The sequence below is a fragment of the Burkholderia sp. Bp9012 genome, from assembly GCF_003853825.1.
GTDB lineage: Bacteria > Pseudomonadota > Gammaproteobacteria > Burkholderiales > Burkholderiaceae > Burkholderia > Burkholderia diffusa.
In genome coordinates, this window is the sequence record NZ_QTQA01000018.1 from 1 (window position 1) to 15,182 (window position 15,182).

Below are 15,182 nucleotides of genomic sequence, written 5' to 3' on the forward strand. Positions count from 1 at the left end.
CTTCGGCCTCGCGCGTTCGTCGAACACGACGCCGGTCGTCGTGATGCGTTTCGAATCGGAGACGCAGGAAGGGCTCGAGCGCATCCAGGCGGACTTCCGCCGCGTGCTGACGGCCGCGAAGCCGGACGTCAAGCTGCCGTTCTGAACGACGTTCGCACGCGTTTCGCCGACGCATCCGATACGTAGGGAGACAGGCCTCGTGCCGCGTCGATCGGTCGAGCGTGACACCACCCGTTGACAACATAACGAACCGTTCGGGGCTTGCGTCCCGTTCGGCTTTTCATGGCGCCGGAGCAATTTGGAGGAAAGGGATGTCGGGCTATCGCGAATTGAAGGCGCAAGCCGATGAACTGATGAAACGTGCCGAGGAAGCGCGACAGGCTGAACTCGAGACCGTGCTGCAGGAGGTCCGTACCCGTGTCGCCGAATATGGGTTGACCCCGAGACAGATATTCGGCCGTCAGGGCAGTGCCGCAAGGGCGGCGCGAAAAACGGCTGCCGTCGCGCCCAAGTACCGCGATCCGAACACCGGAGCGACGTGGTCCGGCCGGGGACGCGAGCCGGCATGGATCAAGGGGAAGCGCCGCGAGCGCTTCCTGATCGAACGCCAGGAGGGTTGAACGCGACATTGCGCGATGCCCATAAAATGGAGGCGTCCGCCGACCCGTGCTTCGCCAGGACCCTGGCGACGAGCGGGCCGGCTTACCCGCGACCTCCAAGGCCACTATGGAAATCAAATGGATCGAGGATTTCCTCGCGCTCGCGCAATACCAGAGCTTTTCCCGCGCGGCTGAATTTCGCAACGTCACGCAGTCGGGCTTCAGCCGCCGCATCCAGTCGCTCGAACAGTGGATCGGCTCCGAGCTGATCGACCGCAGCAGCTTTCCGCCGGTGCTGACGCCGGCAGGGCGCCTGTTCCGCGAAACGGCCGAGGACGTCATCAGCCGCCTGTACGATACCCGCGCGATCATCCGCACCGAGCAGCGGATCGCCGGCAAGAGCCTGCAGATCGCCGCGGGCCACACGATCGCGCTGAGTTTCCTGCCGGCCTGGCTCAAGGCGCTCGCCCCGCATTTCGGCGAAGTGCGGGCGCGTGTCATTCCGACGAACGTCCACGACTCGATCCTGATGCTCGTCAACGGCAACTGCGAGCTGATGTTTGCGTATCACCATCCCGAGCTGCCGCTCCATCTCGACCCGGCGAAGTACGAGCACCTGACAGTGGGCCTCGACACGCTGATGCCGGCGTGCCGGCCGAACCGTCGATCGGCGCCCGCGTTTCGCCTGCCCGGAACGAAGCAGAATCCGCTGCCGCTGATTACCTACACGGAAACCAGCTACTTCGGCCGCTGTCTCGCGCTGCTGCTCGGCCGCGCACCGGAGGCGCCGGCCTTGCAGCTGCACTACGAATCAGACATGGCCGAAGTGCTCAAGAAGCTCGTGATGGAAGGCGAGGGCGTCGCGTGGCTGCCCCGGAGCGCGATCGCCGCCGAACTGGCGGCCGGCGACCTCGTGCCGGCCGGCCCGGCGGCGTGGAACCTGGAAGTCGAGCTGCGCGTGTATCGCGACGTGTCCAATCGCAGCGAGTTCCTGGACTCCCTCTGGCAGCATCTGCGCGCGGCGCCTGCCCGGCTCGGCTGAATCAGGGTTTTCCCGCGTTATGCGACGCTCGCATACCGCCATGTTGCACTGGCATCACGGTTTTTTCGGCCGTTCCTACCATTCGTTCCAACGGCACATGCGACGCGCGACCTGCGTCGCGCGGCCTTCTTCGCAGCGCGCTCGCCGCCTTCCGGCGGCCGAGTGCCACCCAAGGACGAATGGACATGAAAAATCGCCTCACCTTAAGCATCGCAGTCGGCATGATCCTCGGTGTCATCGCCGGTTATGCGTGCCACGCCAATATCACCGACCCGGCCACGCTCAAGACGATCGCCGGCTACTTCTCGATCGTCACCGACATCTTCCTGCGCCTGATCAAGATGATCATCGCGCCGCTGGTGTTCGTGACGCTCGTGTCCGGTCTGGCCGGCATGGACAGCGGCGAGGACGTCGGCCGCATCGGCCTGCGCTCGATCGGCTGGTTCATCTGCGCGTCGCTGATTTCGTTGATTCTCGGCCTCGTGATGGCCAATGCGCTGCAGCCGGGCGCCGGTCTCAACCTCACGGAGACCGCCGGCGAGGTCAACACCGGACTGAACACCGCCGCGCTGAACGCCCGGGACGTGATCACGCATGCGTTCCCGACCAGCCTGCTCGATGCGATGGCGCGCAACGACATCCTGCAGATCCTGGTGTTCTCGGTCTTTCTCGGCGTTGCGCTGAGCGCGTTGAAGCGTGACCAGCGCGTCGGCGCCGTGATCCAGGCGATCGACGGGATGGTGCCGGTGATGCTGCGCCTGACGAACTACGTGATGCGCGCGGCACCGCTCGGCGTGTTCGGTGCGATCGCGTCGTCGGTCACGCTGCGCGGGCTCGACGTGATCTACACGTACGGGAAGCTGATCGGCGCGTTCTATCTCGGCTTGCTGGTGCTCTGGGCGATCCTGATCGGCGTCGGCTACGTGTTTCTCGGGCGGGGCGTCTGGCGCCTGCTGAAGGTCGTGCGCGAGCCCGCGCTGATCGCCTTCTCGACCGCCAGCAGCGAGGCCGCCTATCCGCGCCTGACCGAGCAGCTCGAGCAGTTCGGCGTCGACAAGAAGGTGGTGGGCTTCACGCTGCCGCTGGGTTACGCGTTCAACCTCGACGGATCGATGATGTATCAGGCGTTCGCGGCCATCTTCATCGCGCAGGCGTTCGGCGTGCACATGCCGCTGTCGGAGCAGGTGTTCATGCTGCTGGTGCTGATGTTGAGCAGCAAGGGCATGGCGAGCGTGCCGCGCGGCTCGGTGGTCGTGGTCGCGGCGGTCGCGCCGATGTTCCATCTGCCGGTGGCCGGCGTCGCGATGGTGCTCGCGATCGACCAGATCCTCGACATGGGCCGCACGATGACGAACGTGATCGGCAACAGCGTGGCGACGGCGGTGATCGCGAAGTGGGAGAGCCGGCGCGCCGCGCAGTCGCAGGGTGCCGTATTCGACCAGCCGGAGCTGAACGCATGATGTGCACGGATAGCGTGAGTGCCCGTCGGAAATTCGGCGTGGTCGGCGGCCTGGGGCCGCTGGGCAGTGCCGACGTGTTCTTCAAGATGGTGAAGGCGACGCCGGCGTCGTCCGACGAGGAACACGCCGAGATGATCTTCGAGCAATACCCGTTCAAGGGCTCGGGGTCGGGCAGCGCGGCGACCATCGAGCGCAAGCTGTACGTGTTCGACATGATCCGGCAGTTCGAGAAGCGCGGCGTGACGACGGTTGTGCTGCCATGTTTCCTGAGCCACACGTTCATCGACGAATTGAAGGCGAATACGCGCCTGCCGATCGTGGACATCGTCGAAGCCGTTCGCTACCACGTGCGGCGCAAGTACCCGGACGCGACGCGCATTGGCGTGCTGGCTTCCGACTACGTGCGGGACAAGCGACTCATCGAGACGTATTTCCCGTCACCGCAGTTCGACGTCGTTCATCCGCGGACGCATGACGGAATCGATCTCGTGACGGAAGCCATCTACGGTGCCGACGGCATCAAGCGCGGCAATCTGTGCGGCCGGCCGGTCGAACTGCTGCGCCGCACATGCGAGGACCTGATCGATCAGGGCGTGCAGGTGATCGTCCCCGGCCTGACCGAGATCGCGCTGGTCGCGGGCGATATCGGCCCGCTGCGCGTGCCGGTCGTGGATTCGAACCTCGCATATGCGCAGTACGCGGTGACCGGGCACGCCGGCTCACGCGCGGCGCCGTTCAAGGTCGGCGTGGTCGGCGGCGTCGGGCCGGCCGCGACGGTCGATTTCCTGGACAAGATCGTGCGCAACACGCCGGCGTCCCGTGATCAGGAACACATCAAGCTGCTGGTCGAACAGAACCCGCAGATTCCCGACCGGACCGAGAACCTGATGGGCACCGGCGCGGACCCGACGATCTCGTTGTACGCGACCTGCAAGAAGCTCGAGGACGGCGATGCCGACGTCATCGCGATTCCGTGCAACACCGCGCATGCGTTCGTCGAGCGGATCCAGCCGTACCTCGGCATTCCGATCGTCAACATGCTGACCGTCACGGTCGCCTACCTGCGCGACACCTATCCGGCGCTGCGGGAGGTCGGGGTGCTCGCGACGTCCGGCACGATCGAAAGCGGGGTCTACCGGAAGGCGCTGGAATCGCAAGGGCTTCGGCAAGTCGCGCCGGGGCCGGCATTGCAGGCGCGCGTGATGGCAGCGATCTACGGGAAGCGGGGCGTCAAGGCCGGCTTCACGTCCGGACAGTGCGAGGAAGATATCGGGGCGGCCATCGAGGCGATGATTGCCGAGGGCGTGAGCGTAATCGTGCTCGGCTGTACGGAACTGCCGCTCCTGCTTCCTGGCGGTGAATATGTTGCGCGGAACGGGAGGCGCGCGACGCTCGTCGATCCAACCGATGTACTGGCCCGCACGTGTATTGCGTATGCGATGGCGGGCGGCGGGTGAGCCGCGGTTTGCCCCGCAGAAGTCGACGGCGCACGCCGCTCGGTCTGCCCGTGGAAAACTGTATGAATATACAGTATAGTATCCGTCGAACTCGAGCGGCGCGGGCATGACCCGTGCGGCACGTGCGCCGCGCGTGCGGGCATCCGCCGCAGCGTTCCGGCACCGTGAATTCCGGCTAACTCATCCAGACGGGCAGGCAAATTGTCATCCAGCAATCTGATCCGCATTCGCGGAGCACGTCAGCACAACCTCAAGAACCTCGATCTCGACCTGCGCACCGGCGAAATGACGGTCGTCACCGGCCCGTCGGGCTCCGGCAAGTCGAGCCTCGTGTTCGACACGCTGTACGCGGAAGGCCAGCGGCGCTACGTCGAAACCTTCAGCGCGTATGCGCGGCAGTTCCTCGACCGGATGGACCGCCCGCAGGTCGAGCGCGTCGACGGCGTGCCGCCCGCGATCGCGATCGACCAGACCAACCCGGTTCGCAGCTCGCGCTCGACCGTCGGCACGATGACCGAGCTCAATGATCACCTGAAGCTGCTGTACGCGCGCGCGGCCGAGCTGTTCGACCGCCAGACCGCGCGGCAGGTGCGGCATGACACGCCCGAGACGATCTACGCGGAACTCGTCGAGCGCACGCGCGCCGACGACCCGCGTGTCGTCGTCACGTTCCCGGTCGAGCTGCCGGAAAGCGCGTCCGAAGAAGAAGTCACGCAGTGGCTGTCCGCGAGCGGCTACACGCGCGTGCAGGCGCAGCGTGAAGTCGCGTCGCCCACGGGCCCGCGCAAGCTGCTCGACGTGGTGGCCGACCGCTTCCGCGTGCAGCAGGCCGACAAGGTGCGCGTGGTCGAGGCGATCGAGGCGTCGCTGAAGCGCGGCGGCGGCCGCGTGAACGTCTACGTGCTCGCGCCGGAAGCGGAAAACGCGCTCGCCGAGCCGCAGGTGTGGCGTTTCTCCACCGGGCTGCACGACCCGGACAGCGACCTGCGCTACGCGGAGCCGCAGGCGGCGCTGTTCTCGTTCAACTCGGCCTACGGCGCATGCGAGACCTGCCGCGGCTTCGGGCGCGTGATCGGCGTCGATCTCGGCCTCGTGATCCCCGACGCGCGCAAGACGCTGCGCGGCGGCGCGATCAAGCCGATGCAGACGCCCGCCTGGAAGGAGTGCCAGGACGACCTGATGCGCTACGCAGCGAAGGCGGACATCCGCCGCGACACGCCGTGGTCCGACCTGACCGACGCCGAGCGCGACTGGGTGATCAACGGCTCGCCGGACTGGAACGGCAAGTGGCAGAGCCAGTGGTACGGCGTGAAACGCTTCTTCGGCTATCTCGAATCGAAAGCGTACAAGATGCATATCCGCGTGCTGCTGTCGAAGTACCGCAGCTACACGCCGTGCGAGGTCTGCGGCGGCGCGCGCCTGAAGACCGAATCGCTGCAGTGGCGGCTCGGTTCGAAGGCGAACGCCGATGCGGTGCTGGCGCCGGCGAATCGCTTCATGCCGCGCGGCGTCGACTGGACGCGCGCGCAGCTCGAGGCGCTGCCGGGCCTGACGGTGCATGACCTGATGCTGCTGCCGATCGAGCGCATTCGCCGCTTCTTCGACGAGATCACGCTGCCGAGCGCGCTGCTCGACGATGCATTGAAGCTGCTGCTGGCCGAGGTGCGCACGCGCCTCAAATACCTGTGCGACGTGGGGCTCGGCTACCTGACGCTCGACCGGCAGAGCCGCACGCTGTCCGGCGGCGAGGTGCAGCGGATCAACCTGACCACGGCGCTCGGTACGTCGCTGACCAAAACGCTGTTCGTGCTCGACGAGCCGAGCATCGGCCTGCATCCGCGCGACCTCACGCGGATCGTCGAGGCGATGCAGCGGCTGCGCGACGCGGGCAATACGCTGGTCGTCGTCGAGCACGATCCGTCGGTGATGCTCGCGGCAGACCGGCTGATCGACATGGGTCCGGGCCCCGGCGAGCGCGGCGGCACGATCGTCTACGACGGCACGCCGGGCGACATTCGTTCCGCGCACACGCTGACGGGCGAGTATCTCGGCGGCCGCAAGCACGTCGCGCATGCGTCGAACTGGGCGCGCCGCCCGGTGGACGCGAACACGCCGCGCATCGTGCTCGAAGGCGCGACCGAGCACAACCTGCGCGACGTGACGGTCGAGATTCCGCTGCAGCGGCTCGTGTGCGTGACGGGCGTGTCGGGTTCCGGCAAGTCGACGCTGCTGCAGGACGTGCTTTATCCGGCGATGGCGCGCCATCACGGCAAGGCGACCGAGTCGCCCGGCGCGTTCCGCAATCTCACGGGCGCCGATCAGGTCGGCGACGTCGTGTTCGTCGATCAATCGCCGATCGGCAAGACCACGCGCTCGAACCCGGCCAGCTACGTCGGCGCGTTCGACGAGATCCGCAAGCTGTTCGCGAAGGCGCCGCTCGCGCTGCAACGCGGCTACGGCGCCGGCACGTTCAGCTTCAACTCGGGCGACGGTCGTTGCCCGACCTGCGGCGGATCGGGCTTCGAGCACATCGAGATGCAGTTCCTGAGCGACGTCTATCTGCGCTGCCCGGATTGCGACGGCAGCCGCTACCGCGCCGAGATTCTCGAAGTGCGAATCGAACGCGACGGCCGCGCGCTGAACATCGCCGACGTGCTCGACCTGACCGTCAGCGAAGCGGCCGCGTTCTTCGCGGCCGATGCCGAGGTGCTGCGTGTGCTGCAGCCGATCGTCGACGTTGGCCTCGAATACGTGAAGCTCGGCCAGCCGGTGCCGACGCTGTCGGGCGGCGAAGCGCAGCGGCTGAAGCTCGCCGGCTTCCTCGCCGAATCGGCGGCCGCCGCGGGCGGGCGCCGGGTCGCGAGCGAGGAGGCGCGCGTCGCGCGCGCGAAGCTGTTCATGTTTGACGAGCCGACCACCGGGCTGCACTTCGACGACATCGCGAAGCTGATGCAGGCGTTCGGCAAGCTGCTCGCAGCCGGACATTCGCTGATCGTGATCGAGCACAACCTCGACGTGATCCGCGCGGCCGACTGGCTGATCGATCTCGGCCCGGAAGGCGGCGACGGCGGCGGCCTCGTGCTGTGCGCGGGCACGCCCGACGACGTGAAGGCGTGCGCGCAATCGCACACCGGCGTCGCGCTGCTGCAGTACGACCGCGCGATGGACGGCGAAACCGCGCTCGCCGACGAAGGCGTGCCGCTGCAGGCCGTGCTGAACGCCGCCCGCGAGCGACGCGCGATCGAGGGCGAGGACGTCGTGCGGATCGTCAACGCGCGCGAGCACAACCTGAAGGCACTCGACGTCGACATCCCGCACGGCAAGTTCAACGTGATCACCGGCGTGTCGGGGTCCGGCAAGTCGACGCTCGCGTTCGACATCCTGTTCCACGAAGGCCAGCGCCGCTACCTCGAATCGCTGAACGCGTATGCACGCTCGATCGTGCAGCCGGCCGGGCGGCCTGAAGTCGATGCGGTGTACGGCATTCCGCCGACGGTGGCGATCGAGCAGCGGCTGTCGCGTGGCGGCCGCAAGAGCACGGTCGCGACCACGTCCGAAGTCTGGCACTTCCTGCGGCTGCTGTACGTGAAGCTCGGCCTGCAGCATTGCATCCACGACGGCACGCCCGTCACGTCGCAAACCGTCGAATCGATCGCCGCGCAGCTGCTGCGCGACCATCGCGGCGAGCACGTCGGGCTGCTCGCGCCGCTCGTCGTCAACCGCAAGGGCGTCTATACCGATCTCGCGAAGTGGGCGAAGGCGCGCGGCAGCACGCATCTGCGCGTGGACGGCGAGTTCGTGACGGTCGATCCGTGGCCGAAGCTCGACCGCTTCCGCGAGCACACGATCGAATTGCCGGTGGCCGACATCGTCGTGTCGCCGGACAACGAGGCCGAGTTGCGGCGCGTGCTCGACGAGACGCTCGAGCTCGGCAAGGGCGTGATGCACCTGCTCGCGCCGCTCGACGGGCTGCACCAGGCGATGCAGAACGATCATTCGACCGCGCGCGTCGGCGAGATCAAGGTGCTGTCGGTCAAGCGCGCGTGCCCGGTGTGCGGCACGAGCTACCCGGAACTCGATCCGCGGATGTTCTCGTACAACAGCAAGCACGGCTGGTGCACGACCTGCGTCGGCACCGGGGTCACGCTCACGCGCGAACAGCGCGCGGCATACGACGATACCGTGCTCGCCGGGGACGATCGCGGCCGCGAGCAGACTTTGCCGTCGGACGAGCAGGAACCGGAAGGCGTCGGCAACGAGCCGTGTCCGGATTGCGGCGGCACGCGCCTGAATCCGTCCGCGCGCGCGGTCACGTTCGACGCGCATCCGATCGTCGAGGTCGCGCAGTGGACGGTGTCCGATACGCGCCGCTGGATCGACGCGCTGGAACTGACCGGCCGCGACGCGCAGATCGCGCGCGACATCGTCAGCGAGATCGGCAGCCGCCTCGCGTTTCTCGAGGAAGTCGGGCTAGGCTACCTGAGCCTCGATCGTGCGGCGCCGAGCTTGTCGGGCGGCGAAGCGCAGCGCATCCGGCTCGCGGCGCAGCTCGGCAGCAACCTGCAGGGCGTGTGCTATGTGCTCGACGAGCCGACGATCGGCCTGCATCCGCGCGACAACCAGATCCTGCTGGACGCGCTGCGCAAGCTCGGCGACAAGGGCAACACGCTCGTCGTCGTCGAGCACGACGAGGACACGATTCGCCGCGCCGATCACATCATCGACGTGGGCCCGGGTGCCGGCAAGCGCGGCGGCACGCTGGTCGCCGAAGGGGCGGTCGCCGATCTGGCCGCACAGCCCGATTCGGTCACGGGCCGCCTGCTCGCGCACCCGATGACGCACCCGCTGCAACCGCGCCGTGCGGTGAGCCTCGCGGGCAAGAAGGGCGCACCGGCGGTGCCGGAGGGCTGGCTGACCGTGCACGGCGCGACGCTGCACAACTTGCATGACGTCACGGTCGGGATTCCGCTCGCGCGGCTCGTCGCGGTGACGGGCGTCAGCGGTTCGGGCAAGTCGACGCTCGCGCGCGATGTGCTGATGACGAACCTGCTCGATGCGGTCGGCCGCTCGGTGCTGTCGTCGCCGGCCACGCGGCGTGCGCGCAAGGCCGCGCAGCAGGATGCGCCGGCCACCAACCGCCGCTCGAGCGTGCTCGCGCGTAGCGCGCCGCGCCCGTCGCTGAACGTCACGCATGCGTGGCAAGGCTGCGAGTCGCTGAGCGGCTGGGAACAGATCGACCGCGTGCTCGAAGTCGACCAGACGCCGATCGGCAAGACGCCGCGCTCGTGCCCGGCTACCTACATCGGCGTGTGGGACACGATTCGCAAGCTGTTCGCCGATACGCTGGAAGCGCGCGCGCGCGGCTACACGGCGTCGCGTTTCTCGTTCAACACCGGCGACGGGCGGTGCCCGGCCTGCGAAGGGCAAGGCGTGCGCACGATCGGGATGAGCTTCCTGCCCGACGTGAAGGTGCCGTGCGACGTGTGCCACGGGCAGCGCTTCAATCCGGAGACGCTCGCGGTCACGTGGCGCGGCCGGAACATCGGCGACGTGCTGACGATGGAAATCGACGAAGCGGTGGAGTTCTTCGCGCCGATTTCGAACATCGCGCATCCGCTGCAGCTGATGAAGGACGTCGGCCTCGGCTATCTGACGCTCGGCCAGCCGTCGCCGACGCTATCCGGCGGCGAGGCGCAGCGGATCAAGCTCGTCACGGAGCTCACGAAGGTGCGCGACGACATCACGCGGCGCGGCCAGAAGGCGCCGCATACGCTGTACGTGCTCGACGAGCCGACGGTTGGTCTGCATATGGCCGACGTCGCGAAACTGATCCGTGTGCTGCACCGGCTGGTCGACGGCGGGCATAGCGTCGTCGTGATCGAGCACGACCTCGACGTGATCGCGGAAGCCGACTGGATCATCGATCTCGGGCCGGAAGGCGGCGTGGGCGGCGGCACGATCGTCGCGGCGGCGCCGCCGGAAGGGCTCGCGCAGGTGAAGGCGAGCCATACCGGGCAGGCGCTCAAGCCCGTGCTGGCGCGAACGGCGACGGAAGACGATGAGACGGCGCGGCAGGGAGAAGCGCGGGTCGGTTGAACGCGGTGCATCATGTGAGCGGCCCCGGTGTCTGATCAGGCATCGGGGCCGCTTTTACATTCGTCCGTGCGGTCAGCCGCGCAATCTCATTCGCCCTTGACGCCGATCGTCTCGATGATGGTCTCGAGTTGCGGGCTCATCGGCAGGTTGAGGCTCATGCCCGACGGAAGCGGACGCAGGAACCAGCGCTTGTACTGACGCGTGATCTCGCCGTCGACGGCCAGTTCCTCGAACGTGCTCTTCACGACCTGCGCGAGCTGCGGATCGTCCTTGCGGAACATGATTCCGTACGGGTCGTATGACAGGAAATCGCCAACCACGTCGTACTGGCCACCCTTGCCCGCATTCTCGGCAATCAGGCCGTACAGCAGTACGTCGTCCGTCGCGAACGCATCGGCCTGACCATTCGCGACGAGCGCGAAGCCCTGTGCATGGTCCGGCACCACCTGCAGCTGGATCCCGAGCCTGAACCGCGCGTCCAGGTCGCGCAGCGCCTTCTCGTTGGTCGTGCCGGCCGTCACCGCGACCTTCTTGCCCGCGAGATCGCGGAACGAGCGAATCGGCGAGCCTCGCTTCACCATCACCTTCGTGCCGGCCACGAAGATGATCGGCGAGAACGCCACGCGCTTCTGGCGCTCCAGGTTGCTCGTCGTGGAGCCGCATTCCAGATCGACCGTGCCGTTGACCACCGCGTCGATGCGGTTGTCGGAAGTGACCGGCACCCAGCGGATCGTCAGGCTCTTGTTGACCGCATCCTCGATCGACGACACGAGCGCCTTGCAGAGCTCGATCGAATAACCGATCGGCTGTTTGCGCGCATTCAGGTACGAGAACGGGATCGACGCGTCGCGATAGCCGAGCGCGATCGTGCCGCTGCTGCGCACCTTCGCGAGCGTGCCGGTCAGTTGGGCCGGCGCGAACGGCTCGACGCGCGGCGTCGTGGACGGCGCATCTTCTGCGTGCGCGGTTGCGCCCGCGGCAAGCAGGCCTGCGAGCGCGAGCGCACGCCAGAATCGCTGCATCTTCATCGTCGGGCCTCCGTCAGACATCCGCCGGATGCGCGATCGTCCCTTCCTGCTCCGCGTCGATGCGCGCCAGGTTGGCCTCGGCTTCCGCCTCGGACATGAGTTGGCCTTCCCACTTCGCGACCACGGCGCTGGCGATCGAGTTGCCGACCGCGTTGGTGGCCGAGCGGCCCATGTCGAGGAACGTGTCGACACCGAGGATCAGCAGCAGCCCGGCTTCCGGAAGCCCGAACTGGTGCAGCGTGGCGGCGATCACGACGAGCGATGCGCGCGGCACGCCGGCCATCCCCTTCGACGTCAGCATCAGGACCAGCAGCATCGTGATCTGCGTGCCGAGCGACAGGTGGATGTTGTACGCCTGCGCGATGAACAGCGCTGCGAAGGTGCAGTACATCATCGAGCCGTCGAGATTGAACGAATAGCCCATCGGCATCACGAAGCTCGAAATTTTGCGCCGAACGCCGAACCGGTCGAGCGCATCGAGGATCTTCGGATACGCGGCTTCGGAGCTGGCGGTCGCGAACGACAGCATGAACGCTTCCCTGATCAGCACCAGCAGCTTGAAGACGCGGCGGCCGAGGAACAGCAGCCCCGCACAGACGAGCAATGTCCAGAGCAGGAACAGGCTGACGTAGAAGTCGCCCATGAACACCGCGAACTTCAGCAACACCGACAGCCCGTTGACGGCGACGGTCGCGGCCATCGCGGCCAGCACCGCGAGCGGTGCGAGCTTCATCACGTAGCCGGTGATCTTGAGCATCACGTGCGACAGCTGGTCGATCGCGGCCACGAGGATCTTGCCGCGTTCGCCGAGCGCCGCGAGCGCCACGCCGAAGAACATCGAGAACACGACGATCTGCAGGATCTCGTTGTTGCTCATCGCCTCGGCGAACGATCTCGGCACCATGTGGCCGACGAAATCCTTGAGCGTGAACTTGGAGGTCGCGAGATTCGCCGATGCGCCGATGTCCGGCAGCGGCAGGCCGAGGTTGTCGCCCGGGCGAAGCAGGTTCGCCATGAACAGCCCGAGCAGCAGCGAGATCAGCGACGCGGTGACGAACCAGCCGATGGATTTCGCGAATACGCGCCCGACCGATGCCGCGTCGCCCATGTGCGCGATGCCGACGACCAGCGTGGAGAACACCAGCGGCCCGATCACCATCTTGATCAGGCGCAGGAACACATCGGAGATGAGCGAGATGTATCCGGCGATCTCGGCGGTGGCCTTTTTGTCAGGAAAGCTCATGAAGATCATGTAGCCGATCAGGATGCCTGCCACCATCGCGATCAGGATCCAGACGGCTGCAGCATTTTTTTTCTGCATCGTGAGCCTCCCATGCACCGGTTCCGCAACCGGGGATGGAAGGACGATACAGGACGCGAACGACGATGAACAGTGCAACCGGGGGCGGGTTTGCGCTAGCGCCGCGTCGCGACCGATTGCCTCCCCGAAGATTGCACCGGTGGCGCTGCGATGCCAGGGGCCGGCGCAACCCGGTATCGGATTTGTGCGGAGCAGCACGCCACCGGTTCGATGGTCGTTGAATCCCGACGGCAGTCTCGCCGTGGGGCACGCGCGTCGCGCCGGCTTCCGGCTGCGGGAGATGGGCCGCGGGGCGCACATCGAATCGCTGGCGGGTGAGCGCCGCCACTCATGCAGCGCACAACATTCGGAAGCAGACAGGTGCAACGAAGCGCAGCAGCGCCCGTCGAGGATTTTTTTCCGGCGCTGAAAGGCGCGCGGCGCAATTGGTTCGGGCTATGACGGGCAGAGCCGATCGATACTTGTCACCTGGCCTGGCGGGTTTCCGCGTGTAATGGCCTGCGAAGCCGCATGAGGCGGGCCGCGCATGACAAAGAGCGATCTTGCCGGCATCGGGACGGATGCGGGTCGCTCATGGTGACGCCGCACACGTTCATTGCCGGTCCACCGGAGCCGGTTCATTCATCAGTTCGACAACCCAGTCGATAAACACACGCAGTTTTGCGCTGACGTGACGGTTCGGTGGATACGCGATGTATAGCGGCATTGGATCGAGTTGCCAGTCCTCGAACAGCGTGACGAGTTCACCCCGTGCCACAGGGGTTTTCGACATATAGCGTGGCAGCCACATGATGCCGAGGCCCGCCACACCGGCCGCGAGATAGGCATTGCCGTCGTCTACGGCAAGTGCGTAACGGCCTTGCACCTTGACCGTCTCGTCGCCGCGATGCATGTCGAGCGGATAGAGTCGGCCAGCGCGCCCCCATGAGAACCCGACGATGCGGTGATGCGAGTTGTCGAGTTCCGCGGGATGTGAAGGCGTGCCCGCCAACGCGAGATATCCGGGCGACGCGAAGACACCGAGTGAAAGATCGGCCACCCGTCGGGCGACCATCGATTGATCGGTCGGCTCGCCACCGCGCACGACGCAATCCACGTTCTCTCCGATGATATCGACGGTGCGGTCGCTCACGCCCATGTCGAGCTGGATGTCGGGATAGCGGGCGAGGAATGCCGGCAGCGCCGGGATCAGGATCAGGCGCGCGAACGGGCTCGGCACGTCCACGCGCAGGCGGCCGCGCGGCGCCGCCGATGCGCTCGACAGGCTCGTCTCGGCGTCGTCCATATCGGCGAGCAGCCGGATCACGCGCTCGTAATACGCGACGCCGTCAGGCGTGACGTTGATTCTGCGCGTCGTCCGGTTCAGGAGCCGGACACGCAAGCGCGCCTCGAGCTGCTGGACCAGCTGCGTGACCGTGGTCTTGCTCATGCGCAGCGTTTCGGCCGCCTTCGTGAAGCTGCCTGACTCGACTACCCGGACGAAAGCGCGCATCGCGTCGAAGCGATCCATGCGTGTCTGCCTCGCGATTGAATTGTTTGCATTTTACAAATAGTCATGGACAGGGTTGGCGGTTTATCGCGTGTGCGTCGGTGCGTAAAGTGGGGCGATCGAAACCAATGATCGTCAATGGAGGTGAAGATGGGCAAGCGCGATGTGGTGTTTCCGCCGGGACGTCAGGCGCTGTATGAGCGCAACAGATACGCTCCGGCCGTACGGGCGGGCGGCTTGCTGTTCGTATCCGGGCAGGTCGGCAGTCGCGAGGACGGAACGCCCGAGCCGGATCTGCAGGAACAGGTGCGGCTCGCGTTTCGCAATCTGAATGCGATCCTGCACGAAGCGGGTTGCTCGTTCGACGATGTGGTCGACGTCACGGTGTTCATGGTCGATCCGCAATCGACGTTCGAGCGCATCTGGCAGGTCGTGCCTGAATTCTGGGGCGACGCGCCGCATCCGACGCTCACCGCGGTTGGTGTGACATGGCTTTACGGCTTCGACTTCGAGATCAAGGTCGTTGCGAAACTTCGGATCGACAGCTGACGCTTCAGTCGGGCGACTATGAGGCGATGGTCGGGACCGCGCTGGCGTTCAGCCGGATTGCCAGGTCGTGCAAACGATCATGTTGGGGAAATTCGGTGGATCTGGTCGGAAGCGACGTCGGCCCTCGCATGTGCGAGCACG

9 protein-coding genes and 1 pseudogene are annotated in these 15,182 nt (G+C 66.4%); 7 read left to right on the top strand and 3 right to left on the bottom strand.

Annotated features, from left to right (window positions below; genetic code table 11):
* The 6 genes and pseudogenes from DIE11_RS23215 to uvrA all read left to right on the top strand — a co-directional run.
* Positions 1-145 (top strand): annotated as a pseudogene (locus DIE11_RS23215) (phosphomannomutase/phosphoglucomutase); the annotation flags it as partial.
* 166 nt (positions 146-311) lie between these two features.
* A complete protein-coding gene (locus tag DIE11_RS23220) occupies positions 312-620 on the top strand; it encodes an H-NS histone family protein (protein ID WP_124627347.1) in 309 nt (102 codons plus the stop codon).
* A gap of 106 nt (positions 621-726) precedes the next feature.
* The gene (locus DIE11_RS23225) at positions 727-1,641 is read left to right on the top strand and encodes a LysR substrate-binding domain-containing protein (RefSeq protein WP_124627349.1); all 915 of its coding nucleotides are present in this window, start codon (positions 727-729) and stop codon (positions 1,639-1,641) included.
* A gap of 185 nt (positions 1,642-1,826) precedes the next feature.
* Positions 1,827-3,101, top strand: a complete 1,275-nt coding sequence (locus DIE11_RS23230; RefSeq protein ID WP_124627351.1) for a dicarboxylate/amino acid:cation symporter — start codon at positions 1,827-1,829, stop codon at positions 3,099-3,101.
* Positions 3,098-4,558, top strand: a complete 1,461-nt coding sequence (locus tag DIE11_RS23235; protein WP_409364581.1) for an amino acid racemase — start codon at positions 3,098-3,100, stop codon at positions 4,556-4,558. The genes DIE11_RS23230 and DIE11_RS23235 overlap by 4 nt, the downstream gene beginning before the upstream one ends.
* Positions 4,559-4,759: 201 nt before the next feature.
* Positions 4,760-10,654, top strand: coding sequence for an excinuclease ABC subunit UvrA (uvrA, locus tag DIE11_RS23240; protein WP_124627353.1), 5,895 nt, complete (start codon positions 4,760-4,762; stop codon positions 10,652-10,654).
* Positions 10,655-10,740: 86 nt separating this feature from the next.
* Here the strand turns inward: uvrA and DIE11_RS23245 are convergent, their stop codons facing one another.
* The 3 genes from DIE11_RS23245 to DIE11_RS23260 form a co-directional block, all read right to left on the bottom strand.
* Entirely contained in the window at positions 10,741-11,682 is a 942-nt protein-coding gene (locus DIE11_RS23245; protein ID WP_124627355.1) for an amino acid ABC transporter substrate-binding protein, read from the bottom strand.
* A 13-nt stretch (positions 11,683-11,695) separates the two neighbouring features.
* Complete coding sequence (locus DIE11_RS23250) at positions 11,696-13,003, bottom strand: dicarboxylate/amino acid:cation symporter (RefSeq protein WP_059605468.1); 1,308 nt, start codon at positions 13,001-13,003, stop codon at positions 11,696-11,698.
* Positions 13,004-13,595: 592 nt separating this feature from the next.
* Positions 13,596-14,513: a LysR family transcriptional regulator gene (locus DIE11_RS23260; RefSeq protein ID WP_124627357.1), complete on the bottom strand. Its 918-nt coding sequence runs from the start codon at positions 14,511-14,513 to the stop codon at positions 13,596-13,598.
* Between the two features lie 129 nt (positions 14,514-14,642).
* On the opposite strand from DIE11_RS23260, the gene DIE11_RS23265 reads away from it, so the two are divergent.
* Positions 14,643-15,041: a RidA family protein gene (locus DIE11_RS23265; RefSeq protein WP_124627359.1), complete on the top strand. Its 399-nt coding sequence runs from the start codon at positions 14,643-14,645 to the stop codon at positions 15,039-15,041.
* Positions 15,042-15,182: the final 141 nt, after the last annotated feature.

Excerpts from the sequence above, each read along its gene's own strand:
- DIE11_RS23225 (WP_124627349.1), top strand. The coding sequence starts at position 727 with ATGGAAATCAAATGGATCGAGGATTTCCTCGCGCTCGCGCAATACCAG.
- DIE11_RS23230 (WP_124627351.1), top strand. The coding sequence starts at position 1,827 with ATGAAAAATCGCCTCACCTTAAGCATCGCAGTCGGCATGATCCTCGGT.
- DIE11_RS23265 (WP_124627359.1), top strand. The coding sequence starts at position 14,643 with ATGGGCAAGCGCGATGTGGTGTTTCCGCCGGGACGTCAGGCGCTGTAT.
- DIE11_RS23220 (WP_124627347.1), top strand. The coding sequence starts at position 312 with ATGTCGGGCTATCGCGAATTGAAGGCGCAAGCCGATGAACTGATGAAA.
- DIE11_RS23260 (WP_124627357.1), bottom strand. The coding sequence starts at position 14,513 with ATGGATCGCTTCGACGCGATGCGCGCTTTCGTCCGGGTAGTCGAGTCA.
- DIE11_RS23245 (WP_124627355.1), bottom strand. The coding sequence starts at position 11,682 with ATGAAGATGCAGCGATTCTGGCGTGCGCTCGCGCTCGCAGGCCTGCTT.
- DIE11_RS23235 (WP_409364581.1), top strand. The coding sequence starts at position 3,098 with ATGATGTGCACGGATAGCGTGAGTGCCCGTCGGAAATTCGGCGTGGTC.
- DIE11_RS23250 (WP_059605468.1), bottom strand. The coding sequence starts at position 13,003 with ATGCAGAAAAAAAATGCTGCAGCCGTCTGGATCCTGATCGCGATGGTG.